This window comes from Actinomadura sp. 9N215, assembly GCF_044326345.1.
Lineage (GTDB): Bacteria > Actinomycetota > Actinomycetes > Streptosporangiales > Streptosporangiaceae > Spirillospora.
This window is the reverse complement of sequence record NZ_JBIRBA010000003.1, coordinates 497,318-518,728: the sequence shown is the minus strand read 5'-3', so window position 1 is coordinate 518,728 and position 21,411 is coordinate 497,318. Positions and strand designations below refer to the sequence as shown.

Below are 21,411 nucleotides of genomic sequence, written 5' to 3'. Positions count from 1 at the left end.
AGAGGACCACCAATGATCCCCCGCTTGGCGCCGGGCAGCGCGCTGACGGCGACCGGAGTCGTCGCGGTCGTGCGCGGCACCCGCGCCGATCGCGTCGCCGGCGTCCTGGACACCCTCGTCGCCGCCGGCGTCCGCTGCCTGGAGATCACCCTCAACACGCCGGGCGCGCTCGCCGAGCTGCGCGCGGCGCGGCGCCGGCTGCCGGGGGAGGTCGAACTCGGCGCCGGGACGGTCCGCACCGCCGCGGACGCGTCCGGCGCCGTCGACGCGGGGGCGTCCTTCCTCGTCGCGCCCGACACCAGCGCGGAGGTCGCGGCGGCAGCCGACGACCACGGCGTCGCCTATTTCCCGGGCGCGCTGACACCCGGCGAGGTCGCCCGCGCCTGGGATCTCGGCGCCACCGCCGTCAAGGTGTTCCCGGCCAGCGCGCTGGGCCCGCGCTACCTGCGCGACCTGGCCGAACCCTTCCGCGACATCCCGCTGCTGCCGACGGGCGGGATCGGCCCGGACACGGCCGCCGACTACATCGCGGCGGGCGCCGTCGCCGTCGGCGCGGGCGGCTCCCTCATGGGCGACGCCCTCGACGGCGGCTCCCTCACGGAACTGGCGGACCGCGCCGAACGGCTCCTCACCGCCGTGGAGGCCGCCCGATGACCGGAGCGGAGTGCGGCATGCCGTCCGCCGGAGGTGACGGCGCGGTGACCGCGGCGGACCGAGCGCCGACGGACGGGACGCCGCCGTCGGAAGATCCGGCGGCGCCTTCGAGCGGGCGCCCCCCGGTGCCGGAGCCGGGCCTAGACCTCGTCACGTTCGGGGAGACGATGGCGCGGCTGGAGAACCCCGTCGTCGGGCCGATGCGGCACGCCCGCACCCTCGACCTCGGCGTCGGCGGCGCCGAGTCGAACACCGCGATCGGGCTGTGCCGGCTCGGCGGGACGGCCGCGTGGTTCGGCCGCGTCGGCGACGACGAGTTCGGCCGCCTGATCACGACCGTCCTGGCTGGGGAGGGCGTCCGGCTCGGCCATACCGTGGTGGATCGGTCCGCTCCGACCGCGCTGCTGTTCAAGGAGCGCCGGTCCGGGACGCTCACCCGCGTCCAGTACTACCGGACGGGCAGCGCCGGTTCGCGGCTGCGTCCGTCCGACGTCCCGCACGACCTGATCCGGTCGGCGCGCGTCCTGCACGTCAGCGGCATCACCGCCGCGATCAGCGGCACCGCCAGGCAGGCCCTCGACGACGCCGTCGGGACCGCGCGGGACGCGGGCGTCCCCGTCTCGCTGGACCTCAACTACCGGCAGGCCCTGTGGACGCCCGCCGAGGCCGGCGCATGCCTGCGCGACCTCGCCGAACGCGCCGACCTCGTCTTCGCCACCGAGGACGAGGCCCGCCTCGTCGTACCCGCCGCCAAGTCGGACGGAGGCGGTGAGCTGGCCGGGCTCGCCGCGTCGCTGGCCGCCCTCGGCCCGCGGGAAGTCCTCATCAAGCGCGGCGCCGCGGGCGTCGTCGCGCTGTGCGAGGGCCGCCTGCACATCGTGCCCGCGCACACCGTGCCGGTCATCGACCCGGTCGGCGCAGGCGACGCGTTCGCCGCCGGGTACCTCGCCGAGTTCGTCCGCGGACGTCCGGTCGCCGAGCGCCTCGCCACGGCCACCGCCGCCGGCGCGTACGCCGTCACCGTCCGCGGCGACTGGGAGGGCCTCCCCAGCCGCGCCGACCTCGATCTGCTGAAATCAGCCGAAGACACCGTCACCCGCTAATCACCCTCCAAGGAGACAGACATTGAGCAAGCGTGAGATCCGGAGTTCCGCGGCGCCCGCGCCGCTCGGTACGTACTCGCAGGGCCTGGTGGCCGGCGACTTCGTCTACACGTCCGGGATGGGCCCGATCGACCCGAAGACCGGCGAGATCGTCGGCTCGGACGTCGCCGAGCAGACCAAGCAGGTCCTCGCGAACCTGTCCGCGATCCTCGCCGAGCACGGCCTGACCCTGGACGACGTCGTGAAGTCGACCGTCCACCTCCAGGACCTGCACCGCGACTTCGCCGCCTACGACGAGGTGTACCGGTCGCAGTTCAACGAGCCGTACCCGGTGCGGACCACCGTCGGCTCCGACCTGATGAACATCCTCGTGGAGATCGACTTCGTGGCCTACAAGAAGAGCTGATGGATTCGTCCCTCTACGTTCTGGTCGAGGATCTGCGCGGCGATGTGGACGCCGCGCGGATCCTCTCCCACGGCGTCTCGTCCATCACCATCGGCGCCGCCTACCATCGCGCCCGCGACGTGACGCCCCATGGACGCACCCGAGTGACCTTCCGGCACGACGGGATCCATTTCCCTCCCGGCGACCATTTCGACGGGCTGCGGCTCGTCCCGCCCGTCCAGCGGGACGCCGACCAGGAGCCTCTGCGCGCCCTCCGCGAACAGACCCGTGAGCTGGGCGTTCCCCTGCACGGCTGGGGTGTTTTCCTGCACAACACCACCCTCGGTCTTGCCTTTCCTGACGTGACGCAGCAGAACTGCTTCGGCGATCGTGCCGCGCCCGCCGATCTGTGCCCGTCCAATCCGGACGTTCGCGCCTATGCGGTCGCGCTTGGCCGCGCCATCGCCCGCCAGGGAATGGACTCGGTCGTCACCGAGTCTCTCCATTTCGGGACGTTCGGGCACGGCTACCACCACGAACGCTCTTTCGTCGACCTCGGCCCGGCCGCCGAATTCGCGCTCGGCCTGTGCTTCTGCCCGCATTGCGAGGCCCGCGTTCCCGCCGCCGGAGAGGCGCGGGCGGCGGCATCCGGCCTGGTGGCGTCCGTCCTGGACGGCGGCCCGCCCGCCGTCGCGCTTCCCGCAGTCCTTGAGGACTATGCCCGTGCCCGCACGCCGATCGTCACGTCGCTGGCCGCCGACGTCGCCGGAGCCGTCGCGGCCGAGGGTTCCCGCCTGACGTTCCTCGACCTGACCGGCGCCGTGAAGGGCTACGCCGACGGACGTCCCACCGGCGCCCCGGCCGCCGATTCCGCCTGGCAGATCGGCGTGGACCCGGCGGCGGTCAGCGATGTCGTCCCGTCCTACGCCGTCCTTTGCTACGCGCGCGACGAGGCCCGTGTCGCCGAGGACGTCGCCGCCTACCGGGCCGCGCTGGGTCCCGAGACCACGCTCCGGGCGCTCCTGCGTCCCGGCATTCCGGACACCGAGTCGGCCGAGCAACTCGCCGCCAAGGTCAAGGCCGCCCGCACGTCCGGGGCCGACACCGTCGACTACTACCAGTACGGCCTCGTCCCGCTACCGGCCCTCGCCCGCATCCCCCGCTGACCGCGCGCGCCGCGCGGGCGGCCGATCTTGGACAGGGCGCCCCCGCCCGCCGGACGCGAAGCTACGGTGAGCCCCGGACCAGGACACCTTCTCCTTCCAGGGCGCGCAGCGTGACCCACGACGACATCCCGGACGGCATCCCGACCTCCGCGCGGGTCTACGGCTGGTATCTCGGCGGCAAGGACAACTACGAGATCGACCGGCGGTTCGCCATGGCGACCCTGCCCGACTTCCCCGAGGGCCTGGACATCACGAGGGCGAACCGGCTGTTCCTCTACCGCGCCGTTCGCCACCTCGTCCGGGAGGCCGGGATCCGGCAGTTCGTGGACATGGGCTGCGGCATGCCGGCCGACGCCAACGTCCACGAGGTCGCGCAGCGGTTCGCGCCGGACGCCCGCGTCGTCTACGTCGACGTCGACCCGATCGTCCTCGTCCATGCCCGCGCGCTGCTGGTCATGGACAGCTCCACGACCGCCGTCATCACCGCCGACATGCGCGACCAGGACGCGATCCTGAACCACGACGAGACGCGCCGCCTCATCGACTTCGGCGAGCCGGTGGCGGTGCTGTTCCTGTCCGTCGGCCACCACCTGCACGACCGCGACGACCCCCGCCGGATCCTGCGCGCCATCATCGACCGGGCCGTCCCGGGAAGCCATCTGGCGTTCTCCCAGGTCGTCACCGATGACGCCGCCCGCGGCGCCGACCTCCAGGCCCGCATGACGGACGCCGGAATCCCCTGGCAGACCCGCACCCGCGCCGAGGTCGACGCCCTCCTGGACGGTCTCGTCCCCGTCCCCCCGGGGCTGGTCGACGTCGCCGACTGGCGCCCCGACCCCGACCAGCCGCCCCTGCCGCGCGCCCCCGCCGAGGTCGAACGCTTCCTCGGCGCGTCCGAGCGCAACCGCGACTTCCGCGAGTACGGCGGCCTCCTCCACAAGCCATGACCCCGGCGGGCTCCTCCACAAGCCGTGACCCCGCCGGGCTTAGCGCCGTCCGGACGACGGGCCTCCCGCGCCCGGCTGGACGGACGGCAGCCCGAACCTGGCGACCAGCCCCGGGCCGTCGCCGAAGACGAGGATGCGGGCGATGCCCGAGTCCGTCACGGTGAGGACGCCGAGCCCGAACGCGCGGTACGTCCCGTCGCCGTCGCGCCGGTACGCGGCCGCGGCGGGCTGCCCGTTGGCGACGGTCGGGATCATCCGCCAGTCCCCGGGTGAGCCGAGCACGTTTCCGAGGAAGCGCAGGCAGGTCGCGCGTCCGGCGAACCAGGTGCGGGTGCCGACCAGCTCGATCGCGGCGTCGGTGCGCAGCGCCCGCTCCAGCGCCGCCGTGTCGGCGTTCTCGAAACCGGCGATGTACTGGTCGAGCAGCGCGCGGGCGTGCGGCTCGGTGGGCTCGCTGATCCGTTCCCTTTCCGGCGCGACCTCGTCGAGGCGGGCTCGGGCCCGCTGCAGCGCGCTCTTGACCGCCGCGTCGCTGGTGTCGAGCATCGTCGCGACCTCGGCGGCCGGGAAGGACAGCACCTCGCGCAGGATGAACACGGCCCGCTGCCGCGCGGGCAGATATTGCAGGCTGGCGATGAGCGCGAGCCGCAGACCCTCGCGCGCCGCGACGATCGACGCCGGGTCCTGCGACTCCGAGGCGACCAGCGCGTCCGGGATCGGCTGGAGCCATGCCGCGCCGGGCTCGGCCGGTGCCGGCGGGGCGTCCGCGTCGTCGGCGGGACCGCCCAGCCCGGACGGCAATGCCCGCCGCCCGCGGTTCTTCAACGCGGTCAGGCAGGCGTTGGTGGCGATCCGGTACAGCCAGACCCGCAGCGTCGACCGTCCCTCGAAGTCGCCGTAGGACCGCCACGCCCGCAGATAGGTCTCCTGGACGAGGTCCTCCGCCTCGTCCGCCGAGCCGAGCAGCCGGTAGCAGTGCGCCAGCAACTCGCGCCGGAACGGCTCGGCAAGCTGCGCGAACTCACCGGCACTCGCCTCGTCCACCATCACCGGACCTCCCCCCATCACGCTCAACCCCCCACCCCGGCCTTGGCCCCTGTCAGGCCGAGTATTGGACGTACCCATTCGGCCATTCTGCGGATCGCGTCGTCGGCCTCCGGCGCACGCCCGGCGGCCATCTGGAAGGTGTGCTGCATGTCGGGAAAGACGTCGAGCCGGACGTCGACCCCGGCCTTGCGGGCGTGCTCGTCCAGCTGCCGCGCGTCGTCCAGCAGCACCTCGTCCCCGGCCACCTGGATGTAGATCGGGCCGAGACCGGTCAGGTCGGCGTACAGCGGATTGGCCAGCGGATCGCGCGGGTCGCCGCCCTCGCCCAGGACGATGCCCGCCAGCTCGCGCACGACGTCCCTGGAGAAGAAGGCGTCCTTGTCCCGGTTGGTCTCGTACGACTCGCCGACGGCCTCCATGTCCACCCAGGGCGAGAACGGCAGCGCGGCCGCGGGCAGCGGCAGCCCCCGCTCCCGGACCCGCAGCTGCGTGGTGATCGTCAGCCCGCCGCCGCTGGAATCGCCGGCGAACGCCACACGCCCGGCGTCGAACCCCTGGTCGAGCAGCCACCGGTAGACGTCGGACGCGTCGTCGACCTGCGCCGGATGCGTGTGCCCAGGGGCGAGGCGGTAGTCGAAGATCAACGCACGCGCGCCGGTCGCCTTGGCCAGATGGCCGAACAGCTTGCGGTGCGAGTACATCGAGCCGCCCACGAACCCGCCACCGTGCATGCACAGCAGCACATGATCCCCGCTGCTTCCCTTCGGCGCCGCCCACATGGCGCGCAGGCCACCGGCGTCGGTCTCGATGTAGTCGACGTTTCGGGGTTCGGCCGTCAGACCGCCCCAGGCGTCGTCGGCGGCCTCCCTGTCCGACTGCGGGTCGGCCTCACGGGCGGCCGCCCAATGCCGCCTGACCGCCTCGGACTGCACACTCGGCATGATCGCTCCTCTTGTCGTCGCAATGGTTCGACAATGCAGACCACCGCCGCTCCAAAAGGAATCGCTGAACGCCATCGCAGACCACCGCCGACGCCTCGCCGCGCGATCACGCACATCACCCCGCGGGGGCGGGCTAGGGGCCGACCCAGCGGTGGTAGTCGTCCAGGTTGACGTTGCTGCCGCAGATGATGGTGGCGATGCGGCGGCCCGCGAACCGGTCGGGGTCCTCCAGGACGGCGGCCACCCCGAGGGCCGCCGAGGGTTCGACGACCAGGCCCGCATGCCGCAGGAGCAGCCGCATGCCCGCGATGATCGACGCCTCCTGGACCAGGACGGCGTCGTCCGCCACGGCCAGCAGGTCGTCCAGCACGGCGGGGATGGGGTGCCGTCCGGCGACGCCGTCCGCGATGGTGTCGGTGGACTCGGTCGTGACGACCCGGCGCCGGTGCCAGGAGCGCGTCATCGCGGGCGCGCCGTGGGGCTGCACGCAGATCACCTCGACGCCGGGCGCGAGCGCCTTGAGGACGTGGCCGACGCCGGTGGCCAGCGCGCCGCCGCCCAAGGCGATCAGGACGGTGTCGATCCCGGACGCCCGCTGCACCAGTTCCAGGCCGATGGTGGCCGCGCCTTCGCAGGTCTCGACGTCCAGGCTGTCCTCGACGAGCCGGATGCCGCGCCGCCGGGCGATGTCCACCGCCCGCTGGCGGGCGCTGTCGAAATCCCCGTCGACCAGTTCCAGCTCGGCGCCCTGGGCACGGATCCGGTCGAGCTTGGCGGCCGGTGCGTGGCGTGACGCCACGACGGTCACGGCCAGGCCGCGGCGGCGCCCCGACCACGCGAGCGCCCAGCCGAGGTTTCCGGCGCTGGCGCAGACGGCGGCGTCCCGGCCCTGGTCGCGCAGCTGGCCGGTGACCAGTTCGGTCCCTCGGCCTTTGAAGCTGCGGACCGGGTTCGCGGTTTCCAGCTTGACGCTCGCCGTGCAGCCGAGCGCGTCTCCGAGGGCGTCGCAGGGGAACAGTGGAGTGTCCAGGAACACCGGGTCGATCGCGCGGCGGGCCGCGCGGATCCGGTCGAGATCCAGTCGCGTCTTGAGCACGATGCGCCAACGTACCCCATGGCCGCGCCGTCCTCGCGGGCGGTCAGAACGTGATGGCGACCTTGCCGCGTGCGTGGCCGCGTTCGATGTAGCGGAGCGCCTCGGGGATCTGGTCGAAGGGGTAGGTCCGGTCGATGACGGGTGTGAGCTGGTCCTTGTCCATGAGCTCGGCCAGGAACCGCAGGTCGGCGGAATTGGGCTTCCAGCGGACGGTCCCGACGCGCTGCCTGACGAAGGGGGACGCCAGAGCCCCGCGCAGCACCTGCGCCGCCGGACCGAGCAGCCTGCCGCGGCCCGAGGCGATGCCGCCCACGATGACGAGCGTCCCGCGGGACGTCAGGGGCCGCCGCAGCCGTGCCAGCGACCGGTCGCCGACGATGTCCATGAGCAGGTCGTATCGTCCCTTCCGCTCGGTGAAGTCTTCGCGGGTGTAGTCCATTGCGTCGTCCGCGCCCAGGGATCGGACCAGTTCGATGTTCCGGGTGCTGCACACGCCGGTGACCTCGGTCCCGAACGACTTGGCGAGCTGGACGGCGAACGTCCCGACCCCGCCGGACGCCCCGTTGACGAGGACCCGCTGCCCGGCGGAGACCTGCCCCACGTCCCGTAGCCCTTGGAGCGCGGTGTGCGCGGCCATCGACACCGACGCCGCCTGCTCGAAGGTGGCGCGAACGGGCTTGATGGCGAGCCTGTCCTGCGGGACGGCGACCGTCTCGGCGAACGAGCCCAACCGGACCTCCCCGAAGACCTCGTCGCCGACGCGCAGCCCGGTCACGTCGCCGCCCACCCGCTCGACCACCCCGGCGAGGTCGGCGCCGGGGATCAGCCCGGGTCTGGGTCGCCGCAGGCCGATGCTGAGCCGGACCAGCTTGGGGTCGGCCCCCACGTGGCGCCAGTCGTAGGGGTTGACGGACGCCGCCCGCACCCGGACGAGCACTTCGTCCGGGGCGATGCCGGGTTCGTCGACGTCTTTGAGGGTCAGCACGTCGGGCGGGCCGTAGCGGTCCCAGCTCCAGGCCTTCATGTCCGCGTCCTTTCGGCGAGCCCTCCGGCCGTCGTACGGCGTAAGGCTGTCATACGCCGTAAGGTAATCGTACGGCGTAAGGGAGTCAAGGCCTGCTGGGGAAGCAACCGGGCTACAGGACCGCGTCCGGCAAGGGGGTCACGCGTCGGCGGCGCGGCGCCGCTCCAGCCCTTCGAGGATCAGGTCGAGTGCGAACTCGAACTCGAACTGGTCGTCGCAGAAGCCCAGGATCCCGTCCGGATTGTCGTGGACGGCCGCCGCCAGCATCCCGACGAGATGGGGATACCGATCGGCCATCTGATCCATGATCGCCGCAGCCGCGATCTCGTCGGCCTTGTCGTCCTCGGCCCCGGCGGGCTGGAACAGTTCCTGGGTGAAGCCCAGGGCGCGGCTGCCCAGGACGTGCAGCGCCCGATGAGCGAGATCGTAAGAGAAGCCGCCCGCCCGGAGCACCGCGATGACGTGGTCGTAGTAGGCGATGACCAGCGGGCTCGTGGTGGTGCGGCTTTCGAGGACCTGCGGGGCCCAGCGGTGCCGCAGCAGTACCTCCCGGGCGGCGAGGATCTGCGCGCGCAGCGCGGCCTGCCAGTCCCGTTCAGGAGGTGGCGCCTCGACCTCCTCCACCGCCGCCACGATCTCCCCGAGGACCACCTCGACGATGCCGTCGAACACGGCCCCCTTGTTGGCGACGTGGTGGTAGAGCGACATCGCCTCGACCCCGACCTCCTGCGCGAGCCGGCGCATGGTGAGCGAGTCGAGGCCGTCCCGGTCGGCGAGCTCCACGGCCGCACGCAGCACCCGCCCGCGGCTCAGCGGGACGCGGGGCCGCTCGGTCACCTCGTCGGCGTCGGTCCGTGGGGTCATGGATCTTCCTTCCGGCGCACTCTACCCATACACGGTAAGCCGACAGCCCCCACCCGGACGGTCGCCGCCGTCCGGCCACCGCGTCATGGCTTGCGCAGGACGCCGCCGTATTCGCACATGTCCCGTGCCATCCGGGAGGCGCCGACGAACTGGGCCAGCTCCTCCGGAGCGGGAGGCAGCGGCGGCTGATCGGGGTCGGGTCGCCAGTGCAGCAGGTTGACGAGGCCCGGCTCGACCGGGTCCAGGCCGTCCAGCAGGAGGGCGTCGACCTCCTCGCGGGCGCGGTTCTGCCACGGGATTCCGGCGGCGTTCATGCGGGCGTCCAGGTCGGCGGCCCGCTCGGGTTCGGAGCAGACGATCTGGGAGAACGCGAGGTGGCTGCCGGACGCCGCCCGTCCCATGAGGGTCCGGACGATGCCGCGCGGATCGTCGGCGTCGGTCAGATGGTGGCCGACCGACAGGAAGAGCACGGCCAGCGGCTCGTCGAAGTCGATCAGCCGCCGGAGGTCGGGATGGCCCAGGACGGCGTCCACGTCGCGGAAGTCGGCGTTGATGACGACGGTGGAGCCGTCCCCGGCCAGCAGCGCGCGCCCGTAGGCCAGGACGATCGGGTCGATGTCGACGTAGACGACGCGGGCGTCGGGCGTGAACTTCTGGGCGACCTGGTGGACGTTGTTGTCGGTGGGCAGCCCGCAGCCCATGTCCAGGAACTGGCGGACCCTGCCCTCGGTCGCCAGGTACCGCACCGCGCGGTAGAGGAACAGCCGGTTCTGCCGCGAGATGTCGATCGACTCGGGGAACACGGGCGCGGTCTTCAACGCGAAGTCGCGGTCGACCTGGTAGTTGTCCTTTCCGCCCAGCGCCCACCCGTACACCCGCGCCGATGCCGGTACGTCGTGACGGATCTCGATCGGCGGTTCACGATGCTCAGCGTCCACCATGCGCTCCCGCTCCCGTCGTGCAGTCGTCCGAGCAGCCAACGGTAGCCGTCCGTCCTCGCCGTGCGGCGTTCAGTCCCGCAGTTGGGCGTTGAGGCGTGCGGCCTGTCGTGTGAGGTGGTCGCGTTCGGGGAGGTTGGACGCCGATCGGGCGGCTTCGGCGTAGAGCCGCGCCGCGGTGGCCGGGTCGCCGTCGCGCTCGTGGAGGTAGGCCGCGGCGGCGGTGTGGCGGGGCAGGGCGGGGTCGACCTCCGCCAGCGCGGCCAGTCCGGCCCGCGGGCCGTCGGCCTCGCCGACGGCGACGGCGCGGTTGAGGCGGGCCACCGGATTGTCGGTGAAGCGCAGCAGTTCGTCGTACCACTCGACGATCTGCACCCAGTCGGTCTCCTCGGCCGCCGGGGCGTCGGCGTGGAGCGCGGCGATGGCGGCCTGGGCCTGGAACTCGCCGAGCCGGTCGCGGGCGAGGGCCGCCTGGAGAATCTCGACGCCCTCGGCGATCAGGCGGGTGTCCCACAGGCCGCGGTCCTGGTCGGCGAGGGGTATGAGCCTGCCGCCTGGGCCGGTCCGGGCCGGGCGCCGCGCGTGGTGCAGCAGCATGAGCGCCAGCAGGCCCGCGACCTCCTCATGGTCGATCTTGGCGGCCAGCTGGCGGGTGAGCCGGATCGCCTCGGCGGCGAGGTCGACGTCGCCGGAGTAGCCCTCGTTGAACACGAGGTAGAGCACGCGCAGGACCGTCGCGACGTCACCTGGCCGATCGAACCGGACGCCCGAGATCGTCCGCTTGGCCCGGCTGATGCGCTGCGCCATGGTCGCCTCGGGGACGAGGTACGCCCGCGCGATCTGGCGCGTGGTCAGACCGCCGACCGCCCGCAGGGTCAGCGCGACGGCCGATGCCGGCGTCAGGGACGGGTGCGCGCACAGGAAGTACAGCTGGAGCGTGTCGTCCGCCGCCCGGCTCGGGCCCGGCACGGGCTCGGTCTCGACGCGTTCCTCGCGGTGCCGCCGGGACGTGTCGGCGCGTGCGGCGTCGAGGAACTTGCGCCAGGCCACGGTGAGGAGCCAGCCCTTGGGGTCCCGCGGCGGATCGTCCGGCCACACGCGCAGCGCTTCGACCAGGGCGTCCTGGACGGCGTCCTCGGCCGCCGCGAAGTCTGCTCCGCGACGGCCGAGGATGGCGATCACCGTGGGGGTGAGGGACCGCAGCACGGCCTCGTCCACGTGTGTCACTCCGTGATGGTCGGGGGCACGCTCAGGAACGGGCGCACCTCAAGCCATTCGTGGATCGGCTTGCCGCCCGCGCCCGGGGCCGCGGACAGTTCCCCGGCCAGCTCGACCGCCCGCTCCTGGCTCTCGACGTCGATCACGTACCAGCCAGCGATCAGGTCCTTGGTCTCCGCGAACGGGCCGTCGGTGACCGGCGGCCGCCCCTCGCCGTCGTACCGGACGAACATGCCCTCCGGGGCGAGCGCCTGGCCGTCGACGAACTCGCCGGTGGCCTCCAACCGGGCGGCGAAGTCCTCCATGTACTGCACGTGGGCCGAGATCTCCTCCGGCGTCCACTGGTCGATCGGCACGTCGTTGACCGCTGCGGGCGCGCCCCGGTAGTGCTTGAGAAGCAGGTACTTGGCCATCGTGTTCTCCTTGGTGCGGTACGGCCCGTTCCGGCCGTGTTCACTGCGGGGACGGAGCCGTCCTCAGGATCTCGACATCCCCTCCCCGACATTTCCGGGGGAATGTCAGCGGTCCGGCCGACGCGGGCGACCGTGCCGCCGCTCAGGCGCGCTGGCGCTCGTCCCGCTCCCGGATCAGTTCCTCGACCGCGCTCGGCAGGGTCGTCTCGAAGTCGATCAGCTTCGCCCACGTCGGGGTCACGACGATCCGGACCATGCCGTCGTAGAGCGAACGCACCCCGGCCTCCCACTCCACCCGTTGCTCGGGCGTCATCTCGTAGGTGCCGCTCGACTCCAGATACTCGTCCGGGATGCCGTCGACGACGTCCAGCTCGGCCCGGCCGCGGATGAGCAGGATCTTGGGCGGGTGCACCTCGGTGTCGATCGTGAGAGCGACCGCCGGGTTCGCCCGCAGCGACGGAAGCTTCGGGGCGTTCTTCGACGTGCACATGACGATCTCCGACCCGTTCCAGGTGAACCCGATCGGCACATTGCGGGGCGTGCCGTCCTTGGCGACGTAGGCCAGGCGGGTCAGGTCCCGGGCCAGCAGTTCCTGGCTGAGCGGCCGGTTCAGAACCTCAGTGACCTCGTTCGGTTGCATGGTCGTCTCCCACTGTCGTCTTCCCGGCCCGTCATGGCCGCTGGTGATCCTAGGACGGAGCCGTCACCGCATTCTCGACACCGGCGCGGCTAAAAGGATTTCAAGAGGCTCATGACGTCGCGTGCCGCCCAGTCGAGCCGTTCGGCGTCGTAGGAGTCGTGCAGGCTGCCGACGATCCGTTCGAGGAGATCCCGGTCCTAGTCGCCGCCGTGGTCGACGATGGCCACGACGCTCATCCACAGGTCCCAGTAGGACCATTCTGCGTCGGCGAAGGTGTCCCACTTCTCCGGGCCGTAGACGATGCCGAGGGGGAGCGCACGGTTGAGTTCGTCGTCCGCTATGCGGCCTGGCCGGGCCTTTCGGGCGACGTCCACCGGTACCGGCCTGGGGGCGGTGATCGCTCGTCCGGCCCACGCCAGGAAGTCGGTGCGTGCGGTGTCCGGACCGGCCGGAGGGAGGAGCCCGTCGGCCAGGAAGCGGACGGGCCAGGTGATCAGGGTGCCGGGATCCAGGTACACCCCGACCTTGCCGACGCGGTAGAGGTCGTCGACGTCGAGCCATGCGTGTGCGACGAGGTGCTGCAGGCGCCTGGCCACCCGGGTCCGGTCGCCGACGCACACCGCGATCAGGGCGCCGTCGAGGACGAGGTCGCCTTCCGCCCATCCGCGGACGAAGACCGGCTCGGCGACGCCTAACGCCCTGCCCGTCCGTGTCGATCCACCCGGGTGCGGTGGGGCGCAGGTCGGCGGCCTTGTCCTGGAAGGGCGGCGTGAGTTTTGCGTGTGTGGAGTACTGCCCCGCCATGCGGTCCGCCCATCCGCCGGAGACCAAGGGTCGGAGAGCGCGCGGCGCGCGATAGGGCGGCGCCTTCTGCGCGAGAATGCCCATCCGCAGGGCGAGGGCACGTTCGGCGTGCGGCCCGTGTGCCGCGGCGGACGTGGACGGCAGTTGCCCGGCCACCACCGACGCGTCGGCAAAGGTACGCGCACACCATTCGGTGACCAGGCCGAAATCCGATCCCTCGTTCCGTGATTCCGCCATCGGGCCCCTCGTGCCGGGATTCCGTGTATCGCGGGCGTATCGAAAAGCGCATACGCCACCGCAACATTCTCCCGTCTTCGGTGGGGGTGATTCACTGCGGTTTGCGCTGAGGGCATGGCGTGCCCGCTTTGGAAAGTGATGATGAGAGGAGCACGCTTCGTGTCCCACAAGAACGTTCGTCGGCCGTTGAAGACTGCCGGCCTGGCCGCCGGTGTCGTCATGGTGATGCTGGCCCAGGCCGGGCCCGCCATCGCCGCCCCGGCCCGGGTCGACAACGTGCAGAAAGCGATGGAGGAGCTGGCCAAGGCCCCTGGGGTGGTGGGGGCCGTCGGCGGCGCCTACGTCGACGGGAGGGCCATCGGGCAGGGCGGCGCCGGTTCCCGGTTGCTCGACGGAAAGGGCGGGAGCATCCCCGCGACCGCCCGCTTCCGGATCGGGTCGCAGACCAAGCAGATGGTGGCCACCGTGGTGCTGCAACTGGTCGACGAGGGCAGGCTGGGGGTGGACGACAAGCTCGGCGACCTGCTGCCGGAAGTGGTGGAGAAGGACCTGGTGACGCGGGCCGACGAGATCACGGTGCGGCAGATGATCCGGCACACGTCCGGCATCCCCGACTGGTACGCCAAGCCGAACCCGGACGGGAGCGAGGGAGAGGACCCCTCGTTCGACGTGTTCGACTTCACGACCCACTATCGGCCGCTCGATCTGGTGAAGTGGAGCCGCGGCCGGCCCCGGACCGGGGAACCGGGCGAGAAGTGGTCCTACTCCAACACCAACTACACCCTCCTCGGCGTGGTCATCGAGAGTCTGACCGGCCACGACCTGTCCGCCGAGCTGCACAGACGCCTGTTCGGCCCGCTCGGGATGACCAAGACCTACCTTCCCGTCAAGCCGCCTGAGGGCATCAAGGGGCCGCACGGGCACGGCTACTATCCCGACGCCCACGGCAGGCTGCGCGACGTGGACCGGTTCAACGCCAGCATCGCCGGAGCGGCCGGAGGGGTGGTCTCCACCGCGCACGACGTCAGCGCCTTCCAGCGGGCGTTCACCCAGGGAAGACTGCTGCCGCCGGACCTCCAGCGAATCCTGACCGACCCGCTGCCCAATGTCCCGCACCCCCGAGGCGAAGGCCGCGGCAGTTGCGGCGACGATCTCAAAATCGCGGGCGGGACCGCTCCCGGCTTCCTCGCCATGACCTTCTACTCGGAGGACGGCCGCCGCCAGCTCGCGGTGTCGGCCACTGTGAGCGTCAAGGACATCAGCGAGCCGGCCCAAGCCATGGGCAAGGCCGTGGAGACCGTATTCTGCCCGTCCTCGTAGCGCCGGCCGCGGGGCGCTACGCCCGCGTCCACGTCGTCCGGGACGGCGCCCGCCCGTCCGCGTCCCGTCGTCCGGGACGGCGCCCGCCCGCGCGCGTCCCGTCGACCGGACGGCGCGATCCGCCTCCGCGCGATCCGCCTCCGCGCGGCCTGCTGGTGCGGGGCTCAGCGGCGTGTCGGGCGAGCCGCGAAGGGTCGCCACAGGAGGGTGCGCCCCAGGTGGACGATCATGGCGGCGAAGACCAGCGTCCATGCGGTGAGGGCGATCCAGATCTCGTCCTCCCCGACCATCCGGACGACGGGCAGGCGGTCGGCCGCGCCGAGGTAGTGCCCCGCGACGCCGTACATCCCCAGCGGGAACACCAGGCTCCACAGCGTCGCCTCGTAGCGCAGCGGAACCCGGTGCGTGACGTGCCGCCACCATCCCGCCGCGACCAGCGGGGGGATGAGCCAGCTGCCGAACGCCCAGAACACCACCGAGGCCCCGGCGACCAGGTCGCGCGTCGCGGTGACCGCGGGCGCGTCCGCCATCTGGACGATGCGCGCCCCGGCCAGCACGGTGATCGCGGTGGCGCCCATGGCGACCCAGTACGGCGGGGTGAGGTCGTCGGGGCGCAGCGGGTAGAGCAGCAGGCGGGCGGCGACGAAGACACCGACGGCGGCGTACAGGAACACCCCCACCGACCAGGCGGCGACCGCGAGAAGGGCGAGCTCGCGGCGGCCGACCGCGGCCGACGGCTCCAGGACGGCGGCGAGCACGGCGACGGACTGGCTGGCGACCACCCAGATGAACCAGGTGCCGTTGGCGCCCGCCACGACCGGTCGTTCCGTACGTCCGATCACCGCCGTCCACGGCACCACGTAGCCGAGGATCAGCCAGCCGAGGCACCCCAGCCCCAGCAGCGCGAGCGCGATCCGATGATGGCCGGCCATGACCAGGCGGGTACCGAGCACATCGCCCGCGGCGACGAAGGTGAAGAACCCGAAGCCGCGCCGGGGGTCGGCGAAGTCGTCGCGCAGCTCGGCGGGAAAGGCGGCGGCCCGCCAGGCGGTCAGGACGACCAGAACGGCAAAGCCCCCCGCGGCCACCCACAACAGAACCATGGACAACACGACCAGACCATGGGCACTCACACCGATCGACACGATGCCGGTGCCCATGACAAAGGCGAAATAGCCAGGGTTGAGCGTGGCCACGGCCCGCGTAGCCGCGGCGGCGGAACGAGCACCCGCGCCCAGGGTGCCCGCGCCCTGGACGCTCATCTCAGCCGTTCATTTCGCTGACCGCACGCGTCCACCGGCGCCCGCTGCGAGACGGATATCCGCATCCGCATTCCGCTGACGGTACCGGACCATGAACGCTCACCGACTCCCGCCGCAGCTCCGGTCGATGCGAACCATTCGCACCAGATGCGAGCGGTAGTGAAAAAGAAATCCTGGCCAGTCCCATGGGGCCGTTTCGCTGAACTGAAACTGGCGCATACGCGCGATTCCGCAGCCCCCGCCAGTGGACAAACATCGCCCCAGGAATACCTCGAAGCGGGCGGAGCCATTCGCCGACGCGGCGCCCCGAGCATAATGGGACGTTGTGGATCTCGAAACCGCCCAGTTGGATCGCGCTTGCGGCGTTCTGCTCGCCGCCGCCGCCGGGGACGCGCTCAGCGTCGAAAACGAGCCCGGTGCGCCCCCGCCCCCGGACGCCCCGACCACCATGAAAAGTGACTCGGCACCGGGAGAATGGACCGACGACACTTTCAGGACGCTGGTGGTCGCGGAGGTGGCCGCCTCCGGCGCTGACCTGCGCACCGCGTCCGCCCAAGCCGCGATCCGCGCCCGCTGGGGGAAGGACGCCGGGAGCGGCCCGCTCACGTGGGCCGCCCCGGTCGCGCTGGCGTTCCTCGACGATCCCGACGGCCTCACCGAGGCGGCGACCGCGATCGGCGCTCTCACCGACGACACTCCGGAGGCGGGCGAAGCCCGCATGCTGTGGTGCCACGCCATCCGGCACGCCGTGCTCACCGGCACCCTCGATGTCCGCGTAGGCCTGGAACGGCTGCCCGAACCGGGCCGCACCCGGTGGGTCGAGCGGCTGAGGAAGGCGGAGCGCGCCCGGCCGCGGGACTTCACCCGCACCGGCCAAGCGGCAGAGGCATTGCAGGCGGCATGGTGTGCCATCACCACGACCGCGGTCCCGCAGGACGAGCCCGTCGACGGCTCCTTCCGCGTAGACCACCTGCGCCTGGCGCTAGAAGACGCGACGCTCGGCCGCCGAGACGCCGGTGCGGTCGCCGGAGGTCTGCTCGGCGCGGCCTACGGAGCGTCGGCCGTCCCCGCACGCTGGCGGCTGGACCTGCGTGGCCGATCCGAACGTGGGCCGCAGGACCTGATCGCCCTGGCGGCCGCGCTCGCCACCGGCGGAACGTACGCACCCCCGGTCTACGGCGGCGGGGACCGTCCCGCGATCACCGTGCCGCATCCCGACGACCCCGGCGTCCTGCTCGCCGATCTGGCCGCGGTGCGCGACCTGCCCGCGACCGTGACCGCGGTGGTGTCGCTGTGCCCGGTCGGCGAACAGGAACGGCGAACGATCCTGGCGCGGACGCCGCACTGGATCGAAGTCCGGCTCGCCGACTGCGACGAGCCCGCGGACAACCCGAACCTGGACTTCGTCCTGCATGACACCGTCACCGCCATCGAACAGCTGCGCACCGGTGGACACGTGGTGCTGGTGCACTGCGTAGCGGCCTACAGCAGGACCCCCACGATCGGCGCCCTGTACGCCATGCGCCGCACCGGCGCCGACCGGGACCAGGCCATCGCCGCGATGGAACGCGCCCTACCCGAGGCCGACCCAACCGACGCCTTCCGCGCCGCCCTAAGACGAGCACGCCCAGACAACGGCTGGCTGGCCAGACTCCACCCAGCCTAAGAACCACCTGACAACCAGCGCATCCACTGCCCCACGCCCAGCCGCGCGCGCCGAAGTCTGGCAGTAGGCCACCCGCGTCACCAGCATGCCCACCACCCACCCCCACCTGCACCCCGCGCGCCGCCGTGCCCGGACGAGCGACGAGCGTCGTAGCCGCCTCTGGCTCCCGGATGGTCCGGTCAAGACGGCAGGTAGGCCACGTAGCCGGTGCGGCGCGAGGTCAGCGCACGCCGCATCCGGTGGGCGGTCGTGGCCGGCATGCGTGAGGCGACGCTGTCGGGCGCCAGGAAGGCGTACTCGGCGATCTCGTCTTCCTGCACGGTGATGGTGGGGTCGGTGATGGTTCCGCCGTCGAAGACCAGGTAGATCATCGAACGGAGCCGGTCGCCGCTGGCGGCGACGAAGTCGACGGCCAGCAGCGGTCCGGCGGGACGGTCGAGGCCGAGTTCTTCGGCGATCTCCCGGCGGCATGCCAGGTGCGGCGGTTCGCCTTCCTCCGCGACGCCGCCGGGCAGCCCCCAGTCGTCGCGGTAACAGGTCTTGACCAGCAGCACCCGCCCATGGGTGTCGGTGAGCAGCATGCCCGTCGCCAGATAACAGGCGGGCAGCGCCGCGTACCAGGCCGTCGGGTCGATCCACGCCACCAGGCGATGCTAACCGCGCCCGCCCGGACCATCGGAAGTGATGACGACCGCGCGGGCCGCCCTGCTCGCCGGTGCGCAGCACGAAACCGCCGCGTAGCCACGCCAGGTGGCCATGGGGCCCGGGATCGTGCCGGTAGGTGTGTTCAGGGGGTGTCTGGTTTGCGGGCGGTGAGCAGGCGGGTCGGGACCCACGGACTGCCCCACCACGCGCGCCAGCCGAGGCCGCGCACGCGGATGTCCTGGGCGTTCAGCCGGGCCAGCACCGCAGCGTACTCGCGGGGGGTCCGCGCCAGGTCGGCGATCAGCAGGCGGCCGCCCGGCCGCAGTACCCGGTACGCCTCGGCGATCGCTTGGGCGCGGGCGTCCGCGCCGAAGATGGTGTGCACCGTCAGGCTGGACACCACCAGGTCGAAACTTGCCTCCGCGTACGGGAGTCTGCGCAGGTCACCCCCTTGCACGTGAACGCGGTCGGCGACGCCTTCGGCGCGGGCATTGCGCAGGGTCGCCGCTGGGGTGTTGCCGGACTGGTCCCGTCCGCGCCACAGGTCCACGCCGACCGCCCGGCCCTGCGGGAGGCGCCGGGCGGCGGCCAACAGGACGGCGCCGCGTCCGCAGCCGAGGTCGAGCAGCCGTTCGTCGCCGCGCAGGTCCAGCTCGTCCAGCACGTCCCGCCAGACCAGGAACTTGCCGCGCAGCGTGGCGTGCAGGCTCAAAGCCAGGCATCCCGCCAGCAGGGTGCCGGAGACCAGCGCGGGCAGCGCGGCGGCCAGATCGGCGGTGACCGCCAGCACCAGCCCGGTCACCCAGAACCCCAGCACGACCAGGCCCACGAAGCCGAACCCGTAGGGCGCATCCATCCCGTACCGCGCGCCAGGCATCCCGCCACCCTGCCACGAACCGGCCGCTCGGGGGCCGGCTATAACGCACTGGTCCAACGCCGACCAGCTCACCGCCGAATACCCGACACCGTGGTGACACCGACCCGGTCTTCATCCGCGACGGCGACGCGTGGACGGGCCCCGGGCTGAACGCGTGCCCAGACCTGACGCTCACGCCGGTCACCCACAACCACGGGCAGAACGTCGCACTGCGCGTGGCACGGCAGCTGGTGATTCACCGGAAACGGCCCGGCGGGCAGAGCCAGTTCAACGTTTCGCTCGACCCAGTCTCCACAGTCATGGGACAAGCTGTAGTCCGCACCCGCGCCAGCGACGGCGTCCTCATCAAGAACTTCACCGAACCCGATGGGCTCCACGTGCTGACCGGCCTCGCCGGGGCCGGCGCCGGCATCGTCATGCAGCTGCGCCAGGCGCTGACGCCCGGCGGGTGGCGCAGGACGAGGCGTCGCTCACGGCCGATGCCATCGCGGGTCGAGGGCGCCCCACGCCCTCGCAGCGCCCAGTCTGGTGTGGTCGCTGCCGACCATCTTCTTGTACGCAGACTCGTTCGGCTGGTGGAACGCAGTCGCGCTGGCCTCGTGGTGGCGGCCGGTCATCGCGCTCTGGCTGATCCAGATCCGGAGCGCCGGTGACGCGACGGCGGCGCGGCGAGCCATGGCCACCCGATGATCGTCATCGACGCCGCCTCGCCGACGCCGCCGTTCGAGCAAACTCCTGGCCCAGCCGGCGCGGCAGATCCAGAACCGCCCGCTCGCCGTCGGCACCAGGCCGCCGCCGATCCGCCGCCTCGCAGCCGACCTCGGCCTCGCCGGGAACACCGTCGACCGGGCCTACCGAGAACTGGAGGAGGCCGGACTGATCGAGACCCACGGACGGGCCGGCTCGTTCGTCTCGGCCGCCGGAGAGCCGGCCCGCGAGCAGGCCCGCCACGCCACCCGCGAAATACGGGCCGTCATCGCCAGCATCGGCATCGACCACCGAGCCGATCCAGATCGCCAAGGCGGCACTAGGCCATGCTCAAGCCCACAAGACCATCGGCTAACCGCCACCACCGCGTCCCCTGACAGGTGTCGGATCGGGTCAGTCGTGTTCGTGGAAGGGGTGAAGGCCGCTCACCTGAGGCGGCGCGAGGGCAAGGAAAGGGAGAGCACCATGAGCACCACCTTCACCGTCGACTTCTTCTGCAGCCTGGATGGCTACGGCATGGCCACAGGTTGGCCCGGATATTGGGGGAAGGAGGGCCCCGAGGTCCGCGAGGACCGGGTGCGTACGTTCGCGCAGGACCAGGTGCTCGTCTTCGGCGCGACGACGTTCCGGGCGTTCCGGGAATTCGTGGTCGAGTATGACGAGCCCTACTACGACAGCCTGAACGAGCTGCCGAAGATCGTGTTCTCCAGCACGCTCGAAGAGCCGCTCGGATGGCGGAACTCGACGGTTCTCAACGAGGATGCGGTGACGGCGATCGAGCGTCTGAAGCGCACCACTGACGTCCCGATGCGGTCGCACGGCAGCATCTCGCTGAACCGCGCTCTGCTCGCCGCGGGCCTCGTCGACCGTCTCGAGATCCTCATGTTCCCCGCCGTCACGGGTCGCGCCGGCGGGGCGGCGCTCCTCCACGACGGGGCCGAGTTCGACCTGGAGCTCGTCGAGTCGACCGTGCTCGACGGCCGGACGCAGAAGCTCGTCTACATCCCGCACCTTCACGGCGAGATCCCCGAGGGCGTCGGGCCGCAGCGCCGAAACGCGGACTAGACGGTACGACGTGACCGACGGCGTTGCGGCGCGACGTGGCGCGGCCACCGCGCGATCTTGCCTGGCTTGTCGAGTCAGAGCATGCCCGCGGTGGCCGCGCACCGGAGGGTAGACCCTGCCCGTTGGCAGGAGCATTTCCACGCTCTGGCGGCCCGGATCAGTGGCCGGTTCACGCGGGTCGAGCGGCGGGCGCGCCGGCTGGCGATCTGCCGCGCGGACCGGTCTCGGATCTGGCGGTCAAGAACTGCTGGACGACCGCTGAACATTTGGGCGGCGGCCTAAAGAAGGGCGTCCACACCATCGGGGCGCAACCGCACTGCACCGGCACCGCGGGACGCATCGAGAACGGTCAGGTGGCGTAGGCCTACCTGACCTACGCCACCAGCCGCAG

22 protein-coding genes and 1 pseudogene are annotated in these 21,411 nt (G+C 71.9%); 9 read left to right on the top strand and 14 right to left on the bottom strand.

Translation table 11 applies throughout. The annotated features are described in order from the left end of the window. Positions 1-12 precede the first annotated feature (12 nt). The 5 genes from ACH34T_RS07865 (at position 13) to ACH34T_RS07845 (ending at position 4,255) form a co-directional block, all read left to right on the top strand. Positions 13-654, top strand: a complete 642-nt coding sequence (locus ACH34T_RS07865) for a bifunctional 4-hydroxy-2-oxoglutarate aldolase/2-dehydro-3-deoxy-phosphogluconate aldolase (RefSeq protein ID WP_395991312.1) — start codon at positions 13-15, stop codon at positions 652-654. Next, complete coding sequence (locus tag ACH34T_RS07860) at positions 651-1,757, top strand: sugar kinase (RefSeq protein ID WP_395991311.1); 1,107 nt, start codon at positions 651-653, stop codon at positions 1,755-1,757. The genes ACH34T_RS07865 and ACH34T_RS07860 overlap by 4 nt, the downstream gene beginning before the upstream one ends. A gap of 22 nt (positions 1,758-1,779) precedes the next feature. Then, a complete protein-coding gene (locus tag ACH34T_RS07855) occupies positions 1,780-2,163 on the top strand; it encodes a RidA family protein (RefSeq protein WP_395991310.1) in 384 nt (127 codons plus the stop codon). Next, positions 2,163-3,308 (top strand): hypothetical protein, encoded by a 1,146-nt coding sequence (locus ACH34T_RS07850; protein WP_395991309.1) that lies wholly within the window; start codon positions 2,163-2,165, stop codon positions 3,306-3,308. Before ACH34T_RS07855 ends, ACH34T_RS07850 begins: the two co-directional genes overlap by 1 nt. 110 nt (positions 3,309-3,418) lie before the next feature. Then, entirely contained in the window at positions 3,419-4,255 is an 837-nt protein-coding gene (locus tag ACH34T_RS07845; protein WP_395991308.1) for an SAM-dependent methyltransferase, read from the top strand. A 39-nt stretch (positions 4,256-4,294) separates the two neighbouring features. On the opposite strand, the gene ACH34T_RS07840 is transcribed toward ACH34T_RS07845, so the two are convergent. From ACH34T_RS07840 to ACH34T_RS07795, 10 genes are all read right to left on the bottom strand, one after another. Continuing rightward, a complete protein-coding gene (locus ACH34T_RS07840; protein ID WP_395991307.1) occupies positions 4,295-5,302 on the bottom strand; it encodes an RNA polymerase subunit sigma-70 in 1,008 nt (335 codons plus the stop codon). 23 nt (positions 5,303-5,325) lie between these two features. Further along, on the bottom strand, positions 5,326-6,243 hold the full coding sequence (locus ACH34T_RS07835; protein WP_395991306.1) for an alpha/beta hydrolase: 918 nt from the start codon (positions 6,241-6,243) through the stop codon (positions 5,326-5,328). Positions 6,244-6,376: 133 nt separating this feature from the next. Beyond that, positions 6,377-7,339 (bottom strand): threonine/serine dehydratase, encoded by a 963-nt coding sequence (locus ACH34T_RS07830; protein WP_395991305.1) that lies wholly within the window; start codon positions 7,337-7,339, stop codon positions 6,377-6,379. Between the two features lie 43 nt (positions 7,340-7,382). Then, positions 7,383-8,363: an NAD(P)-dependent alcohol dehydrogenase gene (locus tag ACH34T_RS07825; protein ID WP_395991304.1), complete on the bottom strand. Its 981-nt coding sequence runs from the start codon at positions 8,361-8,363 to the stop codon at positions 7,383-7,385. A gap of 138 nt (positions 8,364-8,501) precedes the next feature. Next, positions 8,502-9,227 (bottom strand): TetR/AcrR family transcriptional regulator C-terminal domain-containing protein, encoded by a 726-nt coding sequence (locus tag ACH34T_RS07820; RefSeq protein ID WP_395991303.1) that lies wholly within the window; start codon positions 9,225-9,227, stop codon positions 8,502-8,504. Positions 9,228-9,310: 83 nt separating this feature from the next. Next, a complete protein-coding gene (locus tag ACH34T_RS07815) occupies positions 9,311-10,168 on the bottom strand; it encodes an SAM-dependent methyltransferase (RefSeq protein ID WP_395991302.1) in 858 nt (285 codons plus the stop codon). A gap of 69 nt (positions 10,169-10,237) precedes the next feature. Further along, entirely contained in the window at positions 10,238-11,383 is a 1,146-nt protein-coding gene (locus tag ACH34T_RS07810) for an RNA polymerase sigma factor (protein WP_395991390.1), read from the bottom strand. Between the two features lie 5 nt (positions 11,384-11,388). After that, positions 11,389-11,796 (bottom strand): YciI family protein, encoded by a 408-nt coding sequence (locus ACH34T_RS07805; RefSeq protein ID WP_395991301.1) that lies wholly within the window; start codon positions 11,794-11,796, stop codon positions 11,389-11,391. Between the two features lie 142 nt (positions 11,797-11,938). After that, positions 11,939-12,436 carry a pyridoxamine 5'-phosphate oxidase family protein gene (locus tag ACH34T_RS07800; RefSeq protein WP_395991300.1) on the bottom strand — a complete coding sequence of 166 codons (498 nt, stop codon included), beginning with the start codon at positions 12,434-12,436 and terminating at the stop codon, positions 11,939-11,941. Between the two features lie 197 nt (positions 12,437-12,633). Further along, positions 12,634-13,032, bottom strand: a complete 399-nt coding sequence (locus ACH34T_RS07795; protein ID WP_395991299.1) for a hypothetical protein — start codon at positions 13,030-13,032, stop codon at positions 12,634-12,636. 631 nt (positions 13,033-13,663) lie between these two features. Between ACH34T_RS07795 and ACH34T_RS07790 the strand changes: the two genes are divergently transcribed. Continuing rightward, the gene (locus ACH34T_RS07790) at positions 13,664-14,797 is read left to right on the top strand and encodes a serine hydrolase domain-containing protein (protein ID WP_395991298.1); all 1,134 of its coding nucleotides are present in this window, start codon (positions 13,664-13,666) and stop codon (positions 14,795-14,797) included. A gap of 164 nt (positions 14,798-14,961) precedes the next feature. Here ACH34T_RS07790 and ACH34T_RS07785 read toward each other — a convergent pair whose 3' ends face one another. Next, positions 14,962-16,059 (bottom strand): tellurite resistance/C4-dicarboxylate transporter family protein, encoded by a 1,098-nt coding sequence (locus ACH34T_RS07785; protein ID WP_395991297.1) that lies wholly within the window; start codon positions 16,057-16,059, stop codon positions 14,962-14,964. 325 nt (positions 16,060-16,384) lie between these two features. Between ACH34T_RS07785 and ACH34T_RS07780 the strand changes: the two genes are divergently transcribed. Next, a complete protein-coding gene (locus ACH34T_RS07780; RefSeq protein ID WP_395991296.1) occupies positions 16,385-17,725 on the top strand; it encodes an ADP-ribosylglycohydrolase family protein in 1,341 nt (446 codons plus the stop codon). A gap of 179 nt (positions 17,726-17,904) precedes the next feature. On the opposite strand, the gene ACH34T_RS07775 is transcribed toward ACH34T_RS07780, so the two are convergent. The 3 genes from ACH34T_RS07775 to ACH34T_RS07765 form a co-directional block, all read right to left on the bottom strand. Then, on the bottom strand, positions 17,905-18,369 hold the full coding sequence (locus ACH34T_RS07775) for an NUDIX domain-containing protein (protein WP_395991295.1): 465 nt from the start codon (positions 18,367-18,369) through the stop codon (positions 17,905-17,907). Between the two features lie 143 nt (positions 18,370-18,512). Then, positions 18,513-19,247, bottom strand: a complete 735-nt coding sequence (locus tag ACH34T_RS07770) for a class I SAM-dependent methyltransferase (protein WP_395991294.1) — start codon at positions 19,245-19,247, stop codon at positions 18,513-18,515. Positions 19,248-19,717: 470 nt separating this feature from the next. Continuing rightward, a complete protein-coding gene (locus ACH34T_RS07765) occupies positions 19,718-19,930 on the bottom strand; it encodes a hypothetical protein (protein WP_395991293.1) in 213 nt (70 codons plus the stop codon). A gap of 52 nt (positions 19,931-19,982) precedes the next feature. Here ACH34T_RS07765 and ACH34T_RS07760 point away from each other — a divergent pair. Both ACH34T_RS07760 and ACH34T_RS07755 read left to right on the top strand, forming a co-directional pair. Then, positions 19,983-20,099, top strand: a pseudogene (locus ACH34T_RS07760) (GntR family transcriptional regulator); the annotation flags it as partial. 321 nt (positions 20,100-20,420) lie between these two features. Further along, on the top strand, positions 20,421-21,020 hold the full coding sequence (locus ACH34T_RS07755; protein ID WP_395991292.1) for a dihydrofolate reductase family protein: 600 nt from the start codon (positions 20,421-20,423) through the stop codon (positions 21,018-21,020). The last annotated feature ends 391 nt before the right edge of the window (positions 21,021-21,411 follow it).